At 57.9% G+C, this 13,647-nt stretch carries 16 protein-coding genes; 9 read left to right on the top strand and 7 right to left on the bottom strand.

Annotated elements, in window-relative coordinates; all coding sequences use genetic code 11:
• Positions 1–89 precede the first annotated feature (89 nt).
• Positions 90–920 (top strand): class I SAM-dependent methyltransferase, encoded by an 831-nt coding sequence (locus EC915_RS07585; RefSeq protein WP_133749915.1) that lies wholly within the window; start codon positions 90–92, stop codon positions 918–920.
• Between the two features lie 136 nt (positions 921–1,056).
• On the opposite strand, the gene def is transcribed toward EC915_RS07585, so the two are convergent.
• From def to EC915_RS07570, 3 genes are all read right to left on the bottom strand, one after another.
• Positions 1,057–1,596: a peptide deformylase gene (gene def, locus EC915_RS07580; protein WP_133749914.1), complete on the bottom strand. Its 540-nt coding sequence runs from the start codon at positions 1,594–1,596 to the stop codon at positions 1,057–1,059.
• Positions 1,597–1,656: 60 nt separating this feature from the next.
• Positions 1,657–2,706, bottom strand: coding sequence for a YihY/virulence factor BrkB family protein (locus EC915_RS07575; RefSeq protein WP_133749913.1), 1,050 nt, complete (start codon positions 2,704–2,706; stop codon positions 1,657–1,659).
• Positions 2,707–2,948: 242 nt separating this feature from the next.
• Positions 2,949–3,140, bottom strand: a complete 192-nt coding sequence (locus EC915_RS07570; RefSeq protein WP_133749912.1) for a CsbD family protein — start codon at positions 3,138–3,140, stop codon at positions 2,949–2,951.
• 239 nt (positions 3,141–3,379) lie between these two features.
• Between EC915_RS07570 and EC915_RS07565 the strand changes: the two genes are divergently transcribed.
• Positions 3,380–3,760, top strand: a complete 381-nt coding sequence (locus tag EC915_RS07565) for a hypothetical protein (RefSeq protein ID WP_133749911.1) — start codon at positions 3,380–3,382, stop codon at positions 3,758–3,760.
• A gap of 169 nt (positions 3,761–3,929) precedes the next feature.
• Here EC915_RS07565 and EC915_RS07560 read toward each other — a convergent pair whose 3' ends face one another.
• Complete coding sequence (locus tag EC915_RS07560) at positions 3,930–4,766, bottom strand: S1 RNA-binding domain-containing protein (RefSeq protein ID WP_133749910.1); 837 nt, start codon at positions 4,764–4,766, stop codon at positions 3,930–3,932.
• Between the two features lie 379 nt (positions 4,767–5,145).
• On the opposite strand from EC915_RS07560, the gene EC915_RS07555 reads away from it, so the two are divergent.
• The 4 genes from EC915_RS07555 (at position 5,146) to EC915_RS07540 (ending at position 7,857) form a co-directional block, all read left to right on the top strand.
• On the top strand, positions 5,146–5,325 hold the full coding sequence (locus EC915_RS07555; RefSeq protein ID WP_133749909.1) for a hypothetical protein: 180 nt from the start codon (positions 5,146–5,148) through the stop codon (positions 5,323–5,325).
• Between the two features lie 196 nt (positions 5,326–5,521).
• The gene (locus EC915_RS07550; protein ID WP_133749908.1) at positions 5,522–6,007 is read left to right on the top strand and encodes a hypothetical protein; all 486 of its coding nucleotides are present in this window, start codon (positions 5,522–5,524) and stop codon (positions 6,005–6,007) included.
• 162 nt (positions 6,008–6,169) lie between these two features.
• Positions 6,170–6,922 carry a TorF family putative porin gene (locus EC915_RS07545; RefSeq protein ID WP_133749907.1) on the top strand — a complete coding sequence of 251 codons (753 nt, stop codon included), beginning with the start codon at positions 6,170–6,172 and terminating at the stop codon, positions 6,920–6,922.
• Between the two features lie 62 nt (positions 6,923–6,984).
• The gene (locus EC915_RS07540; RefSeq protein ID WP_133749906.1) at positions 6,985–7,857 is read left to right on the top strand and encodes a DUF6279 family lipoprotein; all 873 of its coding nucleotides are present in this window, start codon (positions 6,985–6,987) and stop codon (positions 7,855–7,857) included.
• Positions 7,858–7,944: 87 nt separating this feature from the next.
• Here the strand turns inward: EC915_RS07540 and EC915_RS07535 are convergent, their stop codons facing one another.
• A complete protein-coding gene (locus EC915_RS07535; RefSeq protein WP_133749905.1) occupies positions 7,945–8,352 on the bottom strand; it encodes a transcriptional regulator in 408 nt (135 codons plus the stop codon).
• 192 nt (positions 8,353–8,544) lie between these two features.
• Here EC915_RS07535 and EC915_RS07530 point away from each other — a divergent pair, with 192 nt between their 5' ends.
• Complete coding sequence (locus EC915_RS07530) at positions 8,545–8,820, top strand: hypothetical protein (protein ID WP_133749904.1); 276 nt, start codon at positions 8,545–8,547, stop codon at positions 8,818–8,820.
• Between the two features lie 188 nt (positions 8,821–9,008).
• Here the strand turns inward: EC915_RS07530 and EC915_RS07525 are convergent, their stop codons facing one another.
• Positions 9,009–10,364, bottom strand: a complete 1,356-nt coding sequence (locus tag EC915_RS07525) for a DEAD/DEAH box helicase (protein WP_133749903.1) — start codon at positions 10,362–10,364, stop codon at positions 9,009–9,011.
• A 176-nt stretch (positions 10,365–10,540) separates the two neighbouring features.
• Here EC915_RS07525 and EC915_RS07520 point away from each other — a divergent pair, with 176 nt between their 5' ends.
• Positions 10,541–11,794 carry a mechanosensitive ion channel family protein gene (locus tag EC915_RS07520; RefSeq protein ID WP_133749902.1) on the top strand — a complete coding sequence of 418 codons (1,254 nt, stop codon included), beginning with the start codon at positions 10,541–10,543 and terminating at the stop codon, positions 11,792–11,794.
• A gap of 56 nt (positions 11,795–11,850) precedes the next feature.
• Here EC915_RS07520 and EC915_RS07515 read toward each other — a convergent pair whose 3' ends face one another.
• Positions 11,851–12,078, bottom strand: a complete 228-nt coding sequence (locus EC915_RS07515) for a hypothetical protein (RefSeq protein ID WP_133749901.1) — start codon at positions 12,076–12,078, stop codon at positions 11,851–11,853.
• 564 nt (positions 12,079–12,642) lie between these two features.
• On the opposite strand from EC915_RS07515, the gene EC915_RS07510 reads away from it, so the two are divergent.
• Positions 12,643–13,569, top strand: a complete 927-nt coding sequence (locus tag EC915_RS07510) for a LysR family transcriptional regulator (protein WP_133749900.1) — start codon at positions 12,643–12,645, stop codon at positions 13,567–13,569.
• Positions 13,570–13,647 lie beyond the last annotated feature (78 nt).

The raw sequence follows: 13,647 nt of genomic DNA, 5'->3' as shown, positions 1-13,647 counted from the left end.
AGGTGAACGACCAAACCAAATGTGCCAATCGTCCGGGAATCCCGCGTGCTAGCCTCGCCACCACCTTCTGCCGCAGACACGGGATGCACATGAAACCCTTTCTCAGCGCTTTATCTCTCGCCGCGATGCTCGGGCCGTCCGTTGCCATGGCCGCGCCTACCGCCTCCACGTCCAACATTACCCAAGAGCAGTTCGCCACTGTGCTCAACGGCGACTGGCGTGTGCCGCAAAATGCGGCACGCGACCCCTATCGCCATCCTGAGCAGACGCTGCAGTTTTTTGGCGTGCGAAACGACCAGACCGTCATCGAGATCAGTCCCGGCAGCGGCTGGTACAGCGAACTGCTCGCGCCATTGCTTAAGGACAAGGGGCATTACGTGGCGGCAATCGTCGATCCTGTGGTGAACGATTACGCGAAAAAATCCGCCGACAGCCTCAAGCAGAAATACGCTGCCGACCCTGCGCATTACGGCAAGGTCGAGGTTGTCGCCTACACGCCCAAAGCGCCGGTGTTTGGCAAACCTGCGTCTGCCGACACGGTTCTGACGTTCCGCAATGTGCATAACTGGGTCGATGCGGGCAACGAGGCGGCGACCTTCAAGGCGTTCTATGACGTACTGAAACCGGGGGGGACGCTGGGGGTGGTCGACCATCGTGCCAAACCAGGCACCACCGCCAGGGACAACCGGAAGAATGGCTACCTGCCCACCGATTACGTGGTAGAGCTGGCAAAGACGGCGGGGTTCACCTTGGTAGGTAAAAGCGAAGTGAACGCCAACCCCAAGGACACCAAGGACTACCCCGATGGCGTCTGGACCTTACCGCCCGTGCTGGTGAAAGGCGATCAGGACAAGGCCAGGTATCTGGCGATTGGCGAGTCGGACCGGATGACGCTGCGGTTCATCAAGCCGGGCAAATAAGCGCCATTCGCAGCGTCAGTCGAATGCCAAACGGCAGGCGCCCGCTCGCTGCGAGTTCTAAGCGAAGGGTCAGTCGCCAACGAGCTGCCTGACACTGCGCTTGCGCCCGTTAATCGGCCTCTACAGCCTGGCTGGCTCAATCATCCGCATTTGGGTCCATATCTGGAAACAGCACTTCGGTGAAGCCAAAGCGGGTGAAGTCCGTGACCCGAGACGGGTACAGCCGCCCGATCAGATGGTCGCACTCGTGCTGTACCACCCGCGCATGAAAGCCCCGAGCCACGCGCTGGATACGCTTGCCGTCGGGATTAAAGCCTTCGTAGCGGATGTGCTCGTGACGCTCCACCACGCCACGCAGCCCAGGCACCGACAGACAGCCCTCCCAACCCTCTTCCAGCGTCGGCTCAAGCGGCGTGATCAGCGGGTTGAGCAGGATGGTCTGCGGCACGGCCTCGGCATCGGGGTAACGCTCGCTGCGTTCGAACCCGAAGATCACCAGTTGCAAATCGACGCCAATCTGCGGCGCGGCCAGACCTACGCCACCGACGCTGTGCATGGTTTCAAACATGTCGTCGATGAGTGTTTTCAATTCGCTGGAGCCGAACATTGATTCGGGTACGGGCGGCGCGATGCGCAACAAACGCTCATCACCCATTTTCAAAATTTCACGAATCATGGAAGAACCTTTGGCAGGGGCGGATGCGCCGTGTAAAGGCGCATCCTGCCACAGGAGCGATCAGGGCTTGTCGATTTTCAACGGCTGCAGGGGCTGCTCATAGTCGTGAGCGTGGTCATGGTCGTGGTCCTGATCGTGATCGTGATTACGGCCCAGACCCGAGACCTGCTGCTTGTCCTTATCCTTGTACTGGTCGTTCTGCTTCTCCTGGGTTTCGGCATCGGCATCCTCACCACCGTCTCCAGGGACTTTCTCGCCTTTCTCCTTGCCCTCTTCGGACAAGTGTTCGATCACCGCATTCATTTCCGCCCCTAGCAACAGGACCGATGCGGAAATATAGAAATACAGGAGCAAGACGATGATCGCGCCAATGCTGCCGTACATCGCATCGTAGTTGGCGAAGGTTTTCACGTAGTACGCAAAGCCCAGAGAGGCAACGATCCAGACCACCACCGCCAGCACCGAGCCGGGCGAGATGAAACGGAACTCCTGCTTAACGTCCGGCATGACGTAATACATCATCGCCACGGAAATCATCAGCAGCAGAATGATCAACGGCCAGCGCAGGATGGTCCACAGGGTGACGATGAATTCCTCCATGCCGATCTGCGCCGCCAGCCAGCTCATTACCTGAGGCCCTGTGACCATCAGCGCCGCCGCCGCCAGCAACATCCCGGCAAAGCCCACGGTGTACAGCACCGACAGCGGAATGCGCTTCCACACCGGACGCTGTTCAACGACATCGTAAGCGGCGTTCATCGCGCTCATCATCAAACGCACACCTGCCGAGGCGCTCCACAGGGCGATGAAGATACCGACCGAGAGCAAGCCGCCTTTGGACTCCTGCAACTGATCGATCACAGGATTGACCTGATCCAGCGCTTGCGGTGGCAGCACCAGTTCAGACTGCAGGCGCAACCAGCTGAAGAAATCCGGCAGATGCAAAAAGCCGATCAGGGCGATGAGAAACAGCAGGAACGGGAACAGCGAAAACAGCATCTGGTAAGCCAGTGCAGAGGCGTACGTCGACATCTCGTCGTCGAGGAACTCTTTGACCGTTCTGACCAACACCGTTGTTACACGTAGCCGGCGCAAATCCGGGAATATCATGGCGTCTCCTTTCGCGACGTAGACGTATCTGAAGCACATTTACCTATACGAGCAGGCAAATGCTTTGAAATTCCGTATGCCCTGCATAACGGGTCGGGCTTTTTACATTCAGTTAAGCACTTTTGCCAGGCCCAAAACGTTTCAACGCATCCTGGACCGGACGCAATAACGGCCATCATGGGATGGCCGTTACGGATGACGCTTTGACTCGCCGGGGCGGTTAGCCCCGAGTGCACAGGCGGTCAGGCCTTATCGACGCCATTTTTCACGGCGTCTTTTGCTTCGCCCACTTTCTTCTGCACATCGCCTTTGACTTCTTGCGCCTTGCCTTCTGCATGCAATTTGTCGTTGCCGGTGGCTTTGCCTACGCCTTGTTTCACGTTACCGACTGCTTCGTTGGCCACGCCTTTGACTTTATCGCCAGTGCTGCTCATCGTTGTCTCTCCTCGGTAGGAATCAGGTGTCATAACCTCGACATAGAGGTTGACCGGACTCCGTTCCCCAGAGTTTCAAAAATTTTTCCGAGTTTTTCGCAGAAGGCTCAGCGCTTTTCATCACTTGCGCCAGTTTTGCCTTTATGTTTGCCCGGCAACCCCGGAGAATGCGCAGCCGAACCGGGTTGTGCCCGCAGATGCACGTTCAGGCTCACGAAACAGAGATCCACAGGAAGGTTATGAAACTCGACAAGCAGCAGGCCATCGCGCGCCGCAATGAGCAACTGGGCGGTGCCGTATTAGGCACCAACAACACTCATTTCGCGGTTCTGGACCCCAAACGCAACATCTGGTGGTTCGATCTTCCGGTAACTCGGCTGGCGGTCGGCCAATACGAATGGCTGCACCTGCTGTTGCACGCGCCAAGCACCGATGAGCTGATTCACTTGAAAGTGACGACCAGATTCTTGCGTGAGCAGAAGGAAGGCGTGGTGATTCGCAACGAAGGCAAGCGCAAATCCACCGTTAGCCTGGAGCTGTCGGCGGATAAGGATTCATACCTCAAGGACATGCGCCCGAATGGAGCGAATCTGAGTTTCACCGGGTTTGTGCAGCCGTAAATCTGCAACCTGGCAGGCAATCCCCTGCCAGGCGCAACCTCTGCTCGTAAAGGTCGCGGGTCAGCGACACACTCCGTGCACCCGTGATCCTCTTCGCGCCATTCGGGGGGTTACATTGAGTTACCCTGCCCTGCATCCGAGCAGGGCCAGATAAGGACGCATTGCAGGGTCAGACCAGCTCGATACGATCGGCGTGGATCACGATCTGGCCCTGCTTGTACATCGCGCCAATGGCCTTTTTGAAGTTGCCCTTGCTGACGCCGAACAGGTTACTGATGACCGACGGATCGCTCTTGTCGCTGACAGGCAGTACGCCATTGTTCTGGCGTAACCTGTCGAGGATTTTGGCATTAAGACTGCTGGCCAGTTGCTCGCCAACCGGTTGCAGACTCAGGCTGATGTTGCCGTCGCTGCGCACTTCCTTGATGAAGCCCTTTTCCTGTTTGCCGGAGCGCAGGAATTTGAAGACTTCGTTCTTGTGAATCAGGCCCCAGTGCTTGTTATTGATGATCGCCTTGAAACCCATCGCGGTTTCTTCAGCGACCAGCAGGTCCACCTCCTGGCCCACGGTATAGCTGGCCGGAACCTTGTCCAGATAGCGATCAAGGCGCGTAGTGGCCGTGATGCGGCGGGTGTGTTTGTCGAGGTAGACATGCACCACACAGTAGTCACCGGCTTTCAGCGGGTGCTTTTCTTCGGAATACGGCAGCAACAAATCCTTGGGCAGCCCCCAGTCCAGAAAGATACCGATGCTGTTGACCTCGGCTACTTTCAGGCTGGCGAACTCACCCACTTGAACTTTTGGTTTTTCAGTGGTGGCGATTAACTTGTCATCGCTGTCCAGATAAATAAATACGTTTAACCAGTCTTCATCCTCGCTCGGAATATCTTTAGGGATATAACGATTGGGCAACAGGATTTCGCCATCCTGAGCACCGTCCAGGTATAAACCGAAGTTGGTGTGTTTCACCACTTGCAAACTGTTGTAGCGTCCGACTAAAGCCATGTCCAAATACCCTCATTACGTGGGCGGCATTCTACCCGAGTTTGGCCTGCGGTTGCCGCTCCCGGCGTCAGGTCTGTAGAGGGGCGCCGCAAGCCTTGAAAATCAGGGCCTTGGCAAGAGCAACTGGCTCAACGGGTACGCTAACCGGCCACTGGTCAGATCAAAAGACGGATACCGCAGGTAATCACGGCGTCATTTACGCATCTGGGGACGCGATACATGGCAATTAAAACAGGCATTTAGCCGATCGCAGAGCGAAATGCTTTGCGTCGCAGGGATTAATCGGTCTATGGTGCGGCGCCGATAATTACCAAGCAATTGTTCGCGCATTCCGATAAGATGGCCGGCCGTATTAATTTTATATAGGTTAATTGCAGCCATGCGCGTAAAAGCATCCAACTCGAAAGCCAAGCCAGCTCCAGCCGTTGAGACCAGCGATTCGATCAACGCACAAATTGTAGCTTTCCTGAAATCCGGCGGCGAGATCCAGCAGATCGCCAAAGGCGTGAGCGGCCAGACCTTCGGCGCTTCGAAGCAGATCTCCCTCGGTAAAAAGTAAATCTTTCACCGCCTCCGCGGTCGACATCCAGGCGCTTTGATCGCAAGGCGCCAGGTCCATCGCTCCCCCGATTCATTTAGCTTGCTTGTGCAAAGCTCTGCTTTACTGTCTCGACATAGCCCGTCCCGAGCTGGCTGATACACGCAACAGACCGGACGATGCCCTGATTGACCAGACATCTTTGCGGAAACCCGATATGAACAAATGGATGTTTTTCGGCGCCCTGCTTTGCCTTGGCCTGGGTGGTTGTGCGACACACGGCTGCGACACCTCGACTGTCGGTAGCGACTGCCGCAGTGACTACCTGCTCTATCAGAACGACATGTTACAGGCCAAGTGGATCATCAATGAGCGTCATCAGCAGAGCTACGAACTGGCCAGCGCGCTGCTCACGCGGGCCGCGCGCGATGACCGGACCGGTGAAGCCGCCTTTTATCAGGCCGTGCTGCTGCTGCGCCTGAAGGGTGATGGCTCCATGGTGCACGATATGTTGCAGGAATCGGCCGATGACAAATATCCGTTGGCGATCGCGCTGCTCGCGCAGCTGTCGGGTTCGGTGGACCAGGAAAAGGCCCGGGCCTACCGCGCCAAATACGGTGAACTGGATGTCGCCAAGAGTGGCTACCCCTCGTTCCCTCAGGCACTGATCGTCGTCAATCAGCTGATTTCGCCGAAAAACTGATCGCTGCATTCAGTTTTTTCTTTCCTGGATCGACCAGCGGTCGATTCGCGGCAGCATTCGCCGGTATGCTTGCGAGGCTCTAGCTCGCGGTTCCTATCCAGACTTTCGTCGTTGCGATATGCCACCTTAGATCCACTCCTCTGAATCTGAAAGGAGTGACGCATGCTTCATGCTCGCTGTTTTACACGCTGGACCGGTGCGCTGCTGACCAGCGCCGTGCTGGTGCACCCGTCTGCCAATGCCCAGGTGCTCGAACGGCAGGTGGGCGACTTCAGCCTCAAGCTCGGGACCACGCCAAGCCGCACCATGGCCCAGGGTCTGGTGACACCCAGCAGTGGCGATTCCAAATTCCATGGCGGGCTGGACCTCACCCACGAGAGCGGATTCTACATCGGCCAATGGTCTCCCAGCGCGGGGCTCGCGCCGGATACCACGCTGGAGGTTGACTCCTATCTGGGCTTCAAGAAACCGTTCGACAAGACCCTGGGCTATGAGCTGGGCGTGATCCGCTACAGCTACCCCAACACCAATCAGATCGACAGCCATGAGCTGTACGCCGGGTTTCGGATCTTCGACAGCCGCATCGGCACGGCCGTCAGCACAGACGCGGGACGGCAGGACAGCACCTTGTTTCTCGATCTCGGCGGTCTCGGTGGCCTGGTTCCATTAGGCCTGGACCTGCGCATGCAATACGGCAATCACCAACTCGACGCGCCCACCCTGATCGATGGTGGAGGCGTAGTCAGCGCCTACAACGACTGGTCGTTCAATATCTCGCGCCCTTGGCTGGGAATGGACATGAACCTGATGTACAGCGGCTCGAGCCTCACCGGTGCCGATTGCAGCGCCTACAGCGGGCACAATACTCAGTGCGAAAGCGCAGTAACGCTGAAGATCGTGCGTTCGTTTTTCTGATTGGCTGAACCGCCTTGACCGGACTTGCTCTATAACTGGGAGTAAACCGGCAAGGAGCTGTCATGGGCATTGTATTAAGGACCTGTATCTCGCTGTGGTTGAGCCTGGCGCTGCTGACGGGCTGCAGCCAGTTGGGTCTGACCTATCGGCATCTTGATCTGATCATTCCGTGGTCGCTCAGCGATTACCTGGATATGCATACCGCGCAGAAAGACTGGCTCGACGATCGCCTCAAGGAGCATCTGAGCTGGCACTGCACCACGCAGATTCCTGATTACCTCAGTTGGCTCGACCGCTTGCAGGGCATGGTGGAAACCAGTCAGGTCAATGAAACCCAACTCAAGGCACGCACCGCCGAAGCCCGGCAGGCCATCGCCACCATTTCCCGGGAAATCACCCCGTCCGCGGTCGAACTGCTACGTCAACTGGACGATCAGCAGGTGGCGGAGATGCAAACCGCATTCGACAAGGACCTGCGCAAGCACGAGTCGGATTTCGTTGATCAACCGCTGGACCAGCAGATCAAGGATCGCGCCCAGCGTATGGAAAAGCGTCTGAACCCGTGGATCGGCAAGCTCAGTGCGACGCAAAGAGCGCGCGTGATGCAGTGGTCAACCTCACTGGGCGAGCAAAACCGCCTGTGGATTGACAACCGTTCACATTGGCAGTCGCTGCTATTGAGTGCAGTCAAGCAACGGCAGGCGCCGGACTTCGATCAGAGGATCGCAAAGTTGCTGCAGGACAGAGAAACGTTCTGGACCCCGGAATACCGCGCAGCCTACGACCATACAGAGCAGGCCGCCATTTCGTTGATCAGCGATTTGATGGCGCAGAGTTCTCCTGAGCAGCGACAGAAGCTCTTGGGTAAAATTGCCGATGTGCGCAAGGATTTTACTGACTTGAGTTGCCTGAAGGGTGCAAAGCAGGCGTATTGAGGGGCACACTCAGCGCTCATCAAGCGCGGATACTGAAGGAGCCGGCTTGTGCAGTGAACCGGCTCCACGACTCATATGACGCCTGAATCAGATGGCGCCCGGAGCAACCTGCGCCTCGGACGACACCCCGTCAAAGGTATTCGGGTCCAGGGCATCGGCCTGCTCATCGAGTACCTGACGCGGCGGCGCGTTACCGGGAATGCTGCTGTCGATCATCGCCAGCAGGCTGGAGCCGCGCGCGGTCAACACGAAGTTCTCACCGTTACCGCCCTCCTGTTCGGGGCGGGGTTCGATGAAGCCGCCCTTGAGCAACACCACTTTGAGGCCTGCTGCGTCCGACTTCAAACTGTCCACGTTACCTGCGCTCTCGCCGCTCTGCACTTTCGCCGCAGCCTGTTCTTCCGCGTGTTGGCGTGTCTCAGGCGATTTGCCCACGCCGTTTTGCACTTCATGCAACAGACGCTCGATCAAGTCCCAATCATATTTTTTCGACATATTCCTCTCTCCATAAAACGGGGGCGAAGTTGGGATTGCAACCCGCGACGTCCAGTCGTCAGGCCTGATACTCGAAAGGTCTGACCGGTCCCCTGCGCAGCGGTTCAGCTGGCAGGCTCAGCGGTCGAGCTGAACTTTTGCCGACGGCGCCTGCTCCTTTCCAATAAGCCCGCAACGGATAGGCAAACAAACATGAAAACGCTGATCAGCATCACTGCCGCGCTGACGCTGCTCGCGGCGGCGCCGGTTTGGGCCTGCACACCCGAAGTGGCTGAGGCCAAACGGCAACAACTCGCCCGGCAAGTGCAGAGTTTGACCCAGCAGAATCCGGCCAAGGCCAAGGAGTTGAATCAGGAGATAAAGGATATGCAACTGGAAACCGCGGCCAGAGACGTCCCGGACAAATGCCAGTTGATCGATCAGCGGATCAAGGAAATGGATGAGGCTGCGCAGAATGCCGATGGGTGAGTGGCTTCTGCTATCTGCGTGCACGCTGACGGAGGCAGATCTGAAGGAGAGAGCTTTATGAGAACGCTGACACATGACAGGGTGCGCAAGCTGCCTGATCGCCAGTCTGCCGATGGCGCGCTTGCACACGCCCACTGAAACAGGGGTCATGCACAGAAAGCTGCCCATGACCTCAATAACAGCAGTGATTACTCCGAAACGGGTGGTCGCGTTACGCGCTTCTTCAGCGGTGCCATTCCGTCCTGGCTCACCAGCGGGTCAGCCTTCGGACGGTTCACTGTCTTGCGCTTGGTCGGACCTTTGGCAGCGGTCTTCTTCTTGTCAGCGCCCTTCTTGTCACCCTTGGCGTCGGCCTTTTTCTTCTTCACACCTACCGCCTTGCCCGACGCCTTGACCTTCTTCGGTCCGGTGTAGCTGCCCTTCACTTCCTTGATGGTGCGGCGCTCGAACTTCTGTTTCAGGTAGCGCTCGACGCTCGACATCAGGTTCCAGTCGCCGTGGGTGATCAGCGAGATCGCCAAGCCCTCGGCCCCAGCGCGCCCCGTACGGCCAATGCGGTGGACATAATCGTCGCCTGTACGCGGCATGTCGAAGTTGATCACCATGTCCAGGCCATCGACGTCCAGACCACGTGCCGCAACGTCGGTCGCCACCAGAATCTTTACCCCGCCCTGCTTCAAACGGTCGATCGCCAGCTTGCGATCTTTCTGATCCTTCTCGCCGTGAAGCACGAACGTCTTGTATTCCAGGGCCACCAAACGGCCATAAATACGGTCGGCCATGGCACGGGTATTAGTGAAGACGATGGCTTTCTGATAAGTCTCGTTGGCCAGCAGCCAATGCAGAACCTGCTCTTTATGCACGTTGTGGTCAGCGGTGATGATTTGCTGACGCGTGCCTTCGGCCAGTTCGCTAACGCTGTTGACCTGCAGGTGCTGCGGGTCCTTGAGCACCTTGCCGATCATCTCGCGCAGGCCGGAGCCGCCGGTGGTGGCGGAGAACAGCATGGTCTGCTGACGATTGGCGCACTCGTTGGCCAGACGTTCGACGTCTTCGGCAAAACCCATGTCCAGCATGCGGTCGGCTTCGTCGAGTACCAGCAACTCGACATGCTTGAGGTCCAGGTTGCCGGCGTTCAGTTGCTCCAGCAGACGACCCGGGGTCCCAATGAGGATATCCGGCACCTTGCGCAGCATGGCGGCCTGGACCTTGAAGTCCTCACCGCCTGTGATCAGGCCGGCCTTGATGAAGGTGAACTGGGAAAATCGCTCGACTTCCTTTAGGGTCTGCTGCGCCAGCTCGCGGGTCGGCAACAGAATCACCGCACGAATATCGACACGAACCTTGGCCGGGCCCATCAGGCGATTGAGCATGGGAAGTACGAAAGCGGCTGTCTTGCCACTGCCGGTTTGCGCCGTCACCCGCAGATCGCGTCCTTCCAGCGCCAGCGGAATGGCTGCTGTTTGCACAGGCGTAGGCTCGACGAAATTGAGTTCGGCCACGGCTTTGAGCAGGCGTTCGTGCAGGGCGAATTGGGAGAACACGGGTGTTACCTCGGCGGAATACAAAAAAACAGTCGCATAGGTTACCGGTTTAAGCCTCATTCGCCGAGTTTCTTTACCTCGAAACGCCTATTTTGTTACCGAATTTGCCCGATGCTGCGTTGAACATCTGGACAATGCTCTAATCGCGCCCCCTTTCTTCAAGAGATTTTTCGCTCATGGATACCTCACCCCTCTGGCAGCGCGCTCAGGCACTCTGGGAGCTGCTCGAACACCAGCCGATGCTGCGCGCGGCCATGGGCCTGCTAATGCTGCTGGTCGCGGCCCTCGCATTGGGCCGCCTGGTGCGTGTCGTCATCCTGTATATCGTCAAAGCCCTGGGTCGACAGCCGGCGCTGTTCTGGCTCAATGATTTTCTGCACAACAAAGTGTTTCACCGACTGGCACAGGTCACCCCTTCGCTGGTGATCCAGTTCGGGCTCAATCTGGTGCCTGACCTCAGTGCGGCCGCCACCCATGTGTTGGGCAACGTCGCACTGGCCTTCACCATTCTGTTCATGATGCTCACCGTCGGTGCCCTGCTCAACGCCATGCTGGACATCTACGCCCGCACCGAACATGCCCGCACCCGCTCGATCAAGGGCTACGTGCAACTGGCAAAAATGATCCTCTACATCTTCGCTGCAATCATCATTGTCGCCACTTTGATAGACCGTTCACCGCTGTTGCTGCTGTCCGGACTTGGCGCGATGTCGGCTGTGATTCTATTGGTCTACAAGGACACGCTGCTGTCCTTCGTCGCCAGCGTGCAGCTGACCAGCAACGACATGCTGCGTGTCGGCGACTGGATCGAAATGCCTCAGGTGGGGGCTGACGGCGATGTGGTGGACATCACGCTGCACACGGTCAAAGTACAGAACTTCGACAAGACCATCGTCTCCATCCCCACCTGGCGTCTGATGTCAGAGTCATTCAGGAACTGGCGCGGGATGCAGCAGGCAGGAGGTCGGCGCATCAAGCGCAGTCTGTTCATCGATGCCAGCGGCGTGCGCTTCGTTGCCGAAGCCGAAGAGCAGCAACTCACTCAGGTGCACCTGCTGAGCGCTTACATGGGACGCAAGCAAGCCGAACTCAGAGCCTGGAACGAAGCGCAAGGCAACGTCGCGCAATTGTCGGCCAACCGCCGTCGTATCACCAATCTCGGCACCTTTCGCGCCTATGCCCTGGCGTACCTGAAAAGCCATCCCGACGTGCACCCGGACATGACCTGTATGGTGCGCCAAATGGAAGCCACGGCTCAGGGTGTGCCCTTGGAGATCTATTGCTTTACCCGCACCACCACCTGGACCGATTACGAACGGATTCAGGGTGACATTTTCGATTACCTGTTGGCCGTGTTGCCGGAGTTTGGGTTGAGCCTGTATCAGCAACCAAGCGGCTCGGATATGCGGGTGGGGTTTGGAGTCAGGTGAAACAAGAAAGCCCGGCGTTTGCCGGGCTTCTGACGTTCAGTGCAAGCTTTGCGTAATCAGTAACGCTGATAGCCCGAGCCGAACTCCTTGCGGTTTTCGGCAACGATCACCGTGCCGGACACCTTGCTGTGAAAAGGTGTGACGACGCCTTTGCTGGACGCTTGGCCGTTCAGCGCGGTGGCGGCGTCTGCAACTGCGCGCTGATCATGCCTGGCAGAACTGGCAAACGCTGAACCTGCTGCAAGGATCGACAGTGCGAAGCCGAATGCGATGGATCTTTTCATGAGCACAATCTCCGATGAGTACATCCGTTGATTCGATCAAACGGGTAAGTGGTGTCGTGGGGGCCAATCTAGCCGCCCGGGCCCCGGATGAAAAACCACGGCTGTAGATATCAGACATCGACTCAAGTGATGCCGGCGCTGGAGACCTCTGGTGCGGCGATTGCGGCGCGCATGCCGAACGTCAGCCAATAAAAAGCCCGATGACCCGACGCTATCAAGCGGGTCTATCGGGCGGCGCACTCAGGAGCGGTTCAAGTGCCAAAGGAGGTTCGATGAACGCGATCATCGTCACGCAGTGGCATTAACTGGGGATTAAGTCCACGAAGGTGTGCACCGGCGTTCATGAAAAGGTGATGAAACGCGGCTATATCGATTAAAAACTACGCCAAACTGCTACAAAACATCTAATAAACTGTTTTCTTCGGTAAAAGAGCACTAGGCTCTTTCCGCATCGATGGGGTAGGCCAACGCGCTGAGGGGCAACACCGCCAGCAGCACACGACAGAATCTTTTCATGTGGCGGTCTCTAGCCGGACCGCCAGCATAGGACAACAGGAGCGAACGATGAAAGCGCCCCGCGTGACCCTTGATCAATGGCGCACCCTGCAGGCAGTGGTCGATCATGGCGGCTTTGCCCAGGCCGCCGAAGCCTTGCATCGCTCGCAGTCTTCGGTGAGCTATACAGTGGCCAGAATGCAGGACCAGCTGGGCGTGCCATTACTGCGCATCGACGGCCGCAAAGCGGTGCTGACCGAAGCGGGCGAGGTACTGCTGCGCCGTTCACGGCAACTGGTAAAGAACGCCAGTCAGCTGGAAGACCTCGCGCACCACATGGAGCAAGGCTGGGAGGCGGAGGTGCGCCTGGTGGTCGACGCCGCCTACCCCAACGCACGTCTGGTGCGTGCGCTGACGGCGTTCATGCCGCAGAGTCGCGGCTGCCGCGTGCGCTTGCGTGAAGAAGTGCTGTCCGGCGTCGAAGAGGTCCTGCTCGGCGGCGTAGCGGACCTGGCCATCAGCGGCTTCAATATTCCCGGTTACCTGGGCACCGAAATGAGCAAGGTGGAGTTCATTGCCGTTGCGCATCCCGAGCATGCTTTGCACCAGATGCAGCGGGCGCTGACCTTTCAGGATCTGGAAAGCCAGTTGCAAGTGGTCATTCGCGACTCGGGCCGCAACCAGCCTCGCGATGTCGGTTGGCTGGGGGCCGAACAACGCTGGACAGTAGGCAGTCTGGCGACTGCCGCAACCTTTGTCAGCAGCGGGCTGGGTTTTGCCTGGCTGCCTCGACACCTGATCGAGCGCGAACTCAAGGAAGGCGTGCTCAAGGTGTTGCCTCTGGACAAGGGCGGCAGTCGCAACCCCACGTTCTATCTTTATGCCAGCAAGGACAAACCACTGGGGCCTGCAACGCAGATTCTCATCGAGTTGATCCAGCGTTTCGACACCGCGCCGCTGGACGTGCCTTTTGCGGCACCGCAGATGGCGGTCTGATCACACGAATGCAGCGCCTGCGGGAGCGGGTTGACTCGTCGCAGGTCAGTCCAACGGACGTATCTGCATCGTACGGAC

The organism is Pseudomonas sp. LP_7_YM, assembly GCF_004364435.1.
In the GTDB taxonomy this organism is placed as follows: Bacteria; Pseudomonadota; Gammaproteobacteria; order Pseudomonadales; family Pseudomonadaceae; genus Aquipseudomonas.
This window is presented reverse-complemented; position numbering and strand designations above follow the sequence as displayed.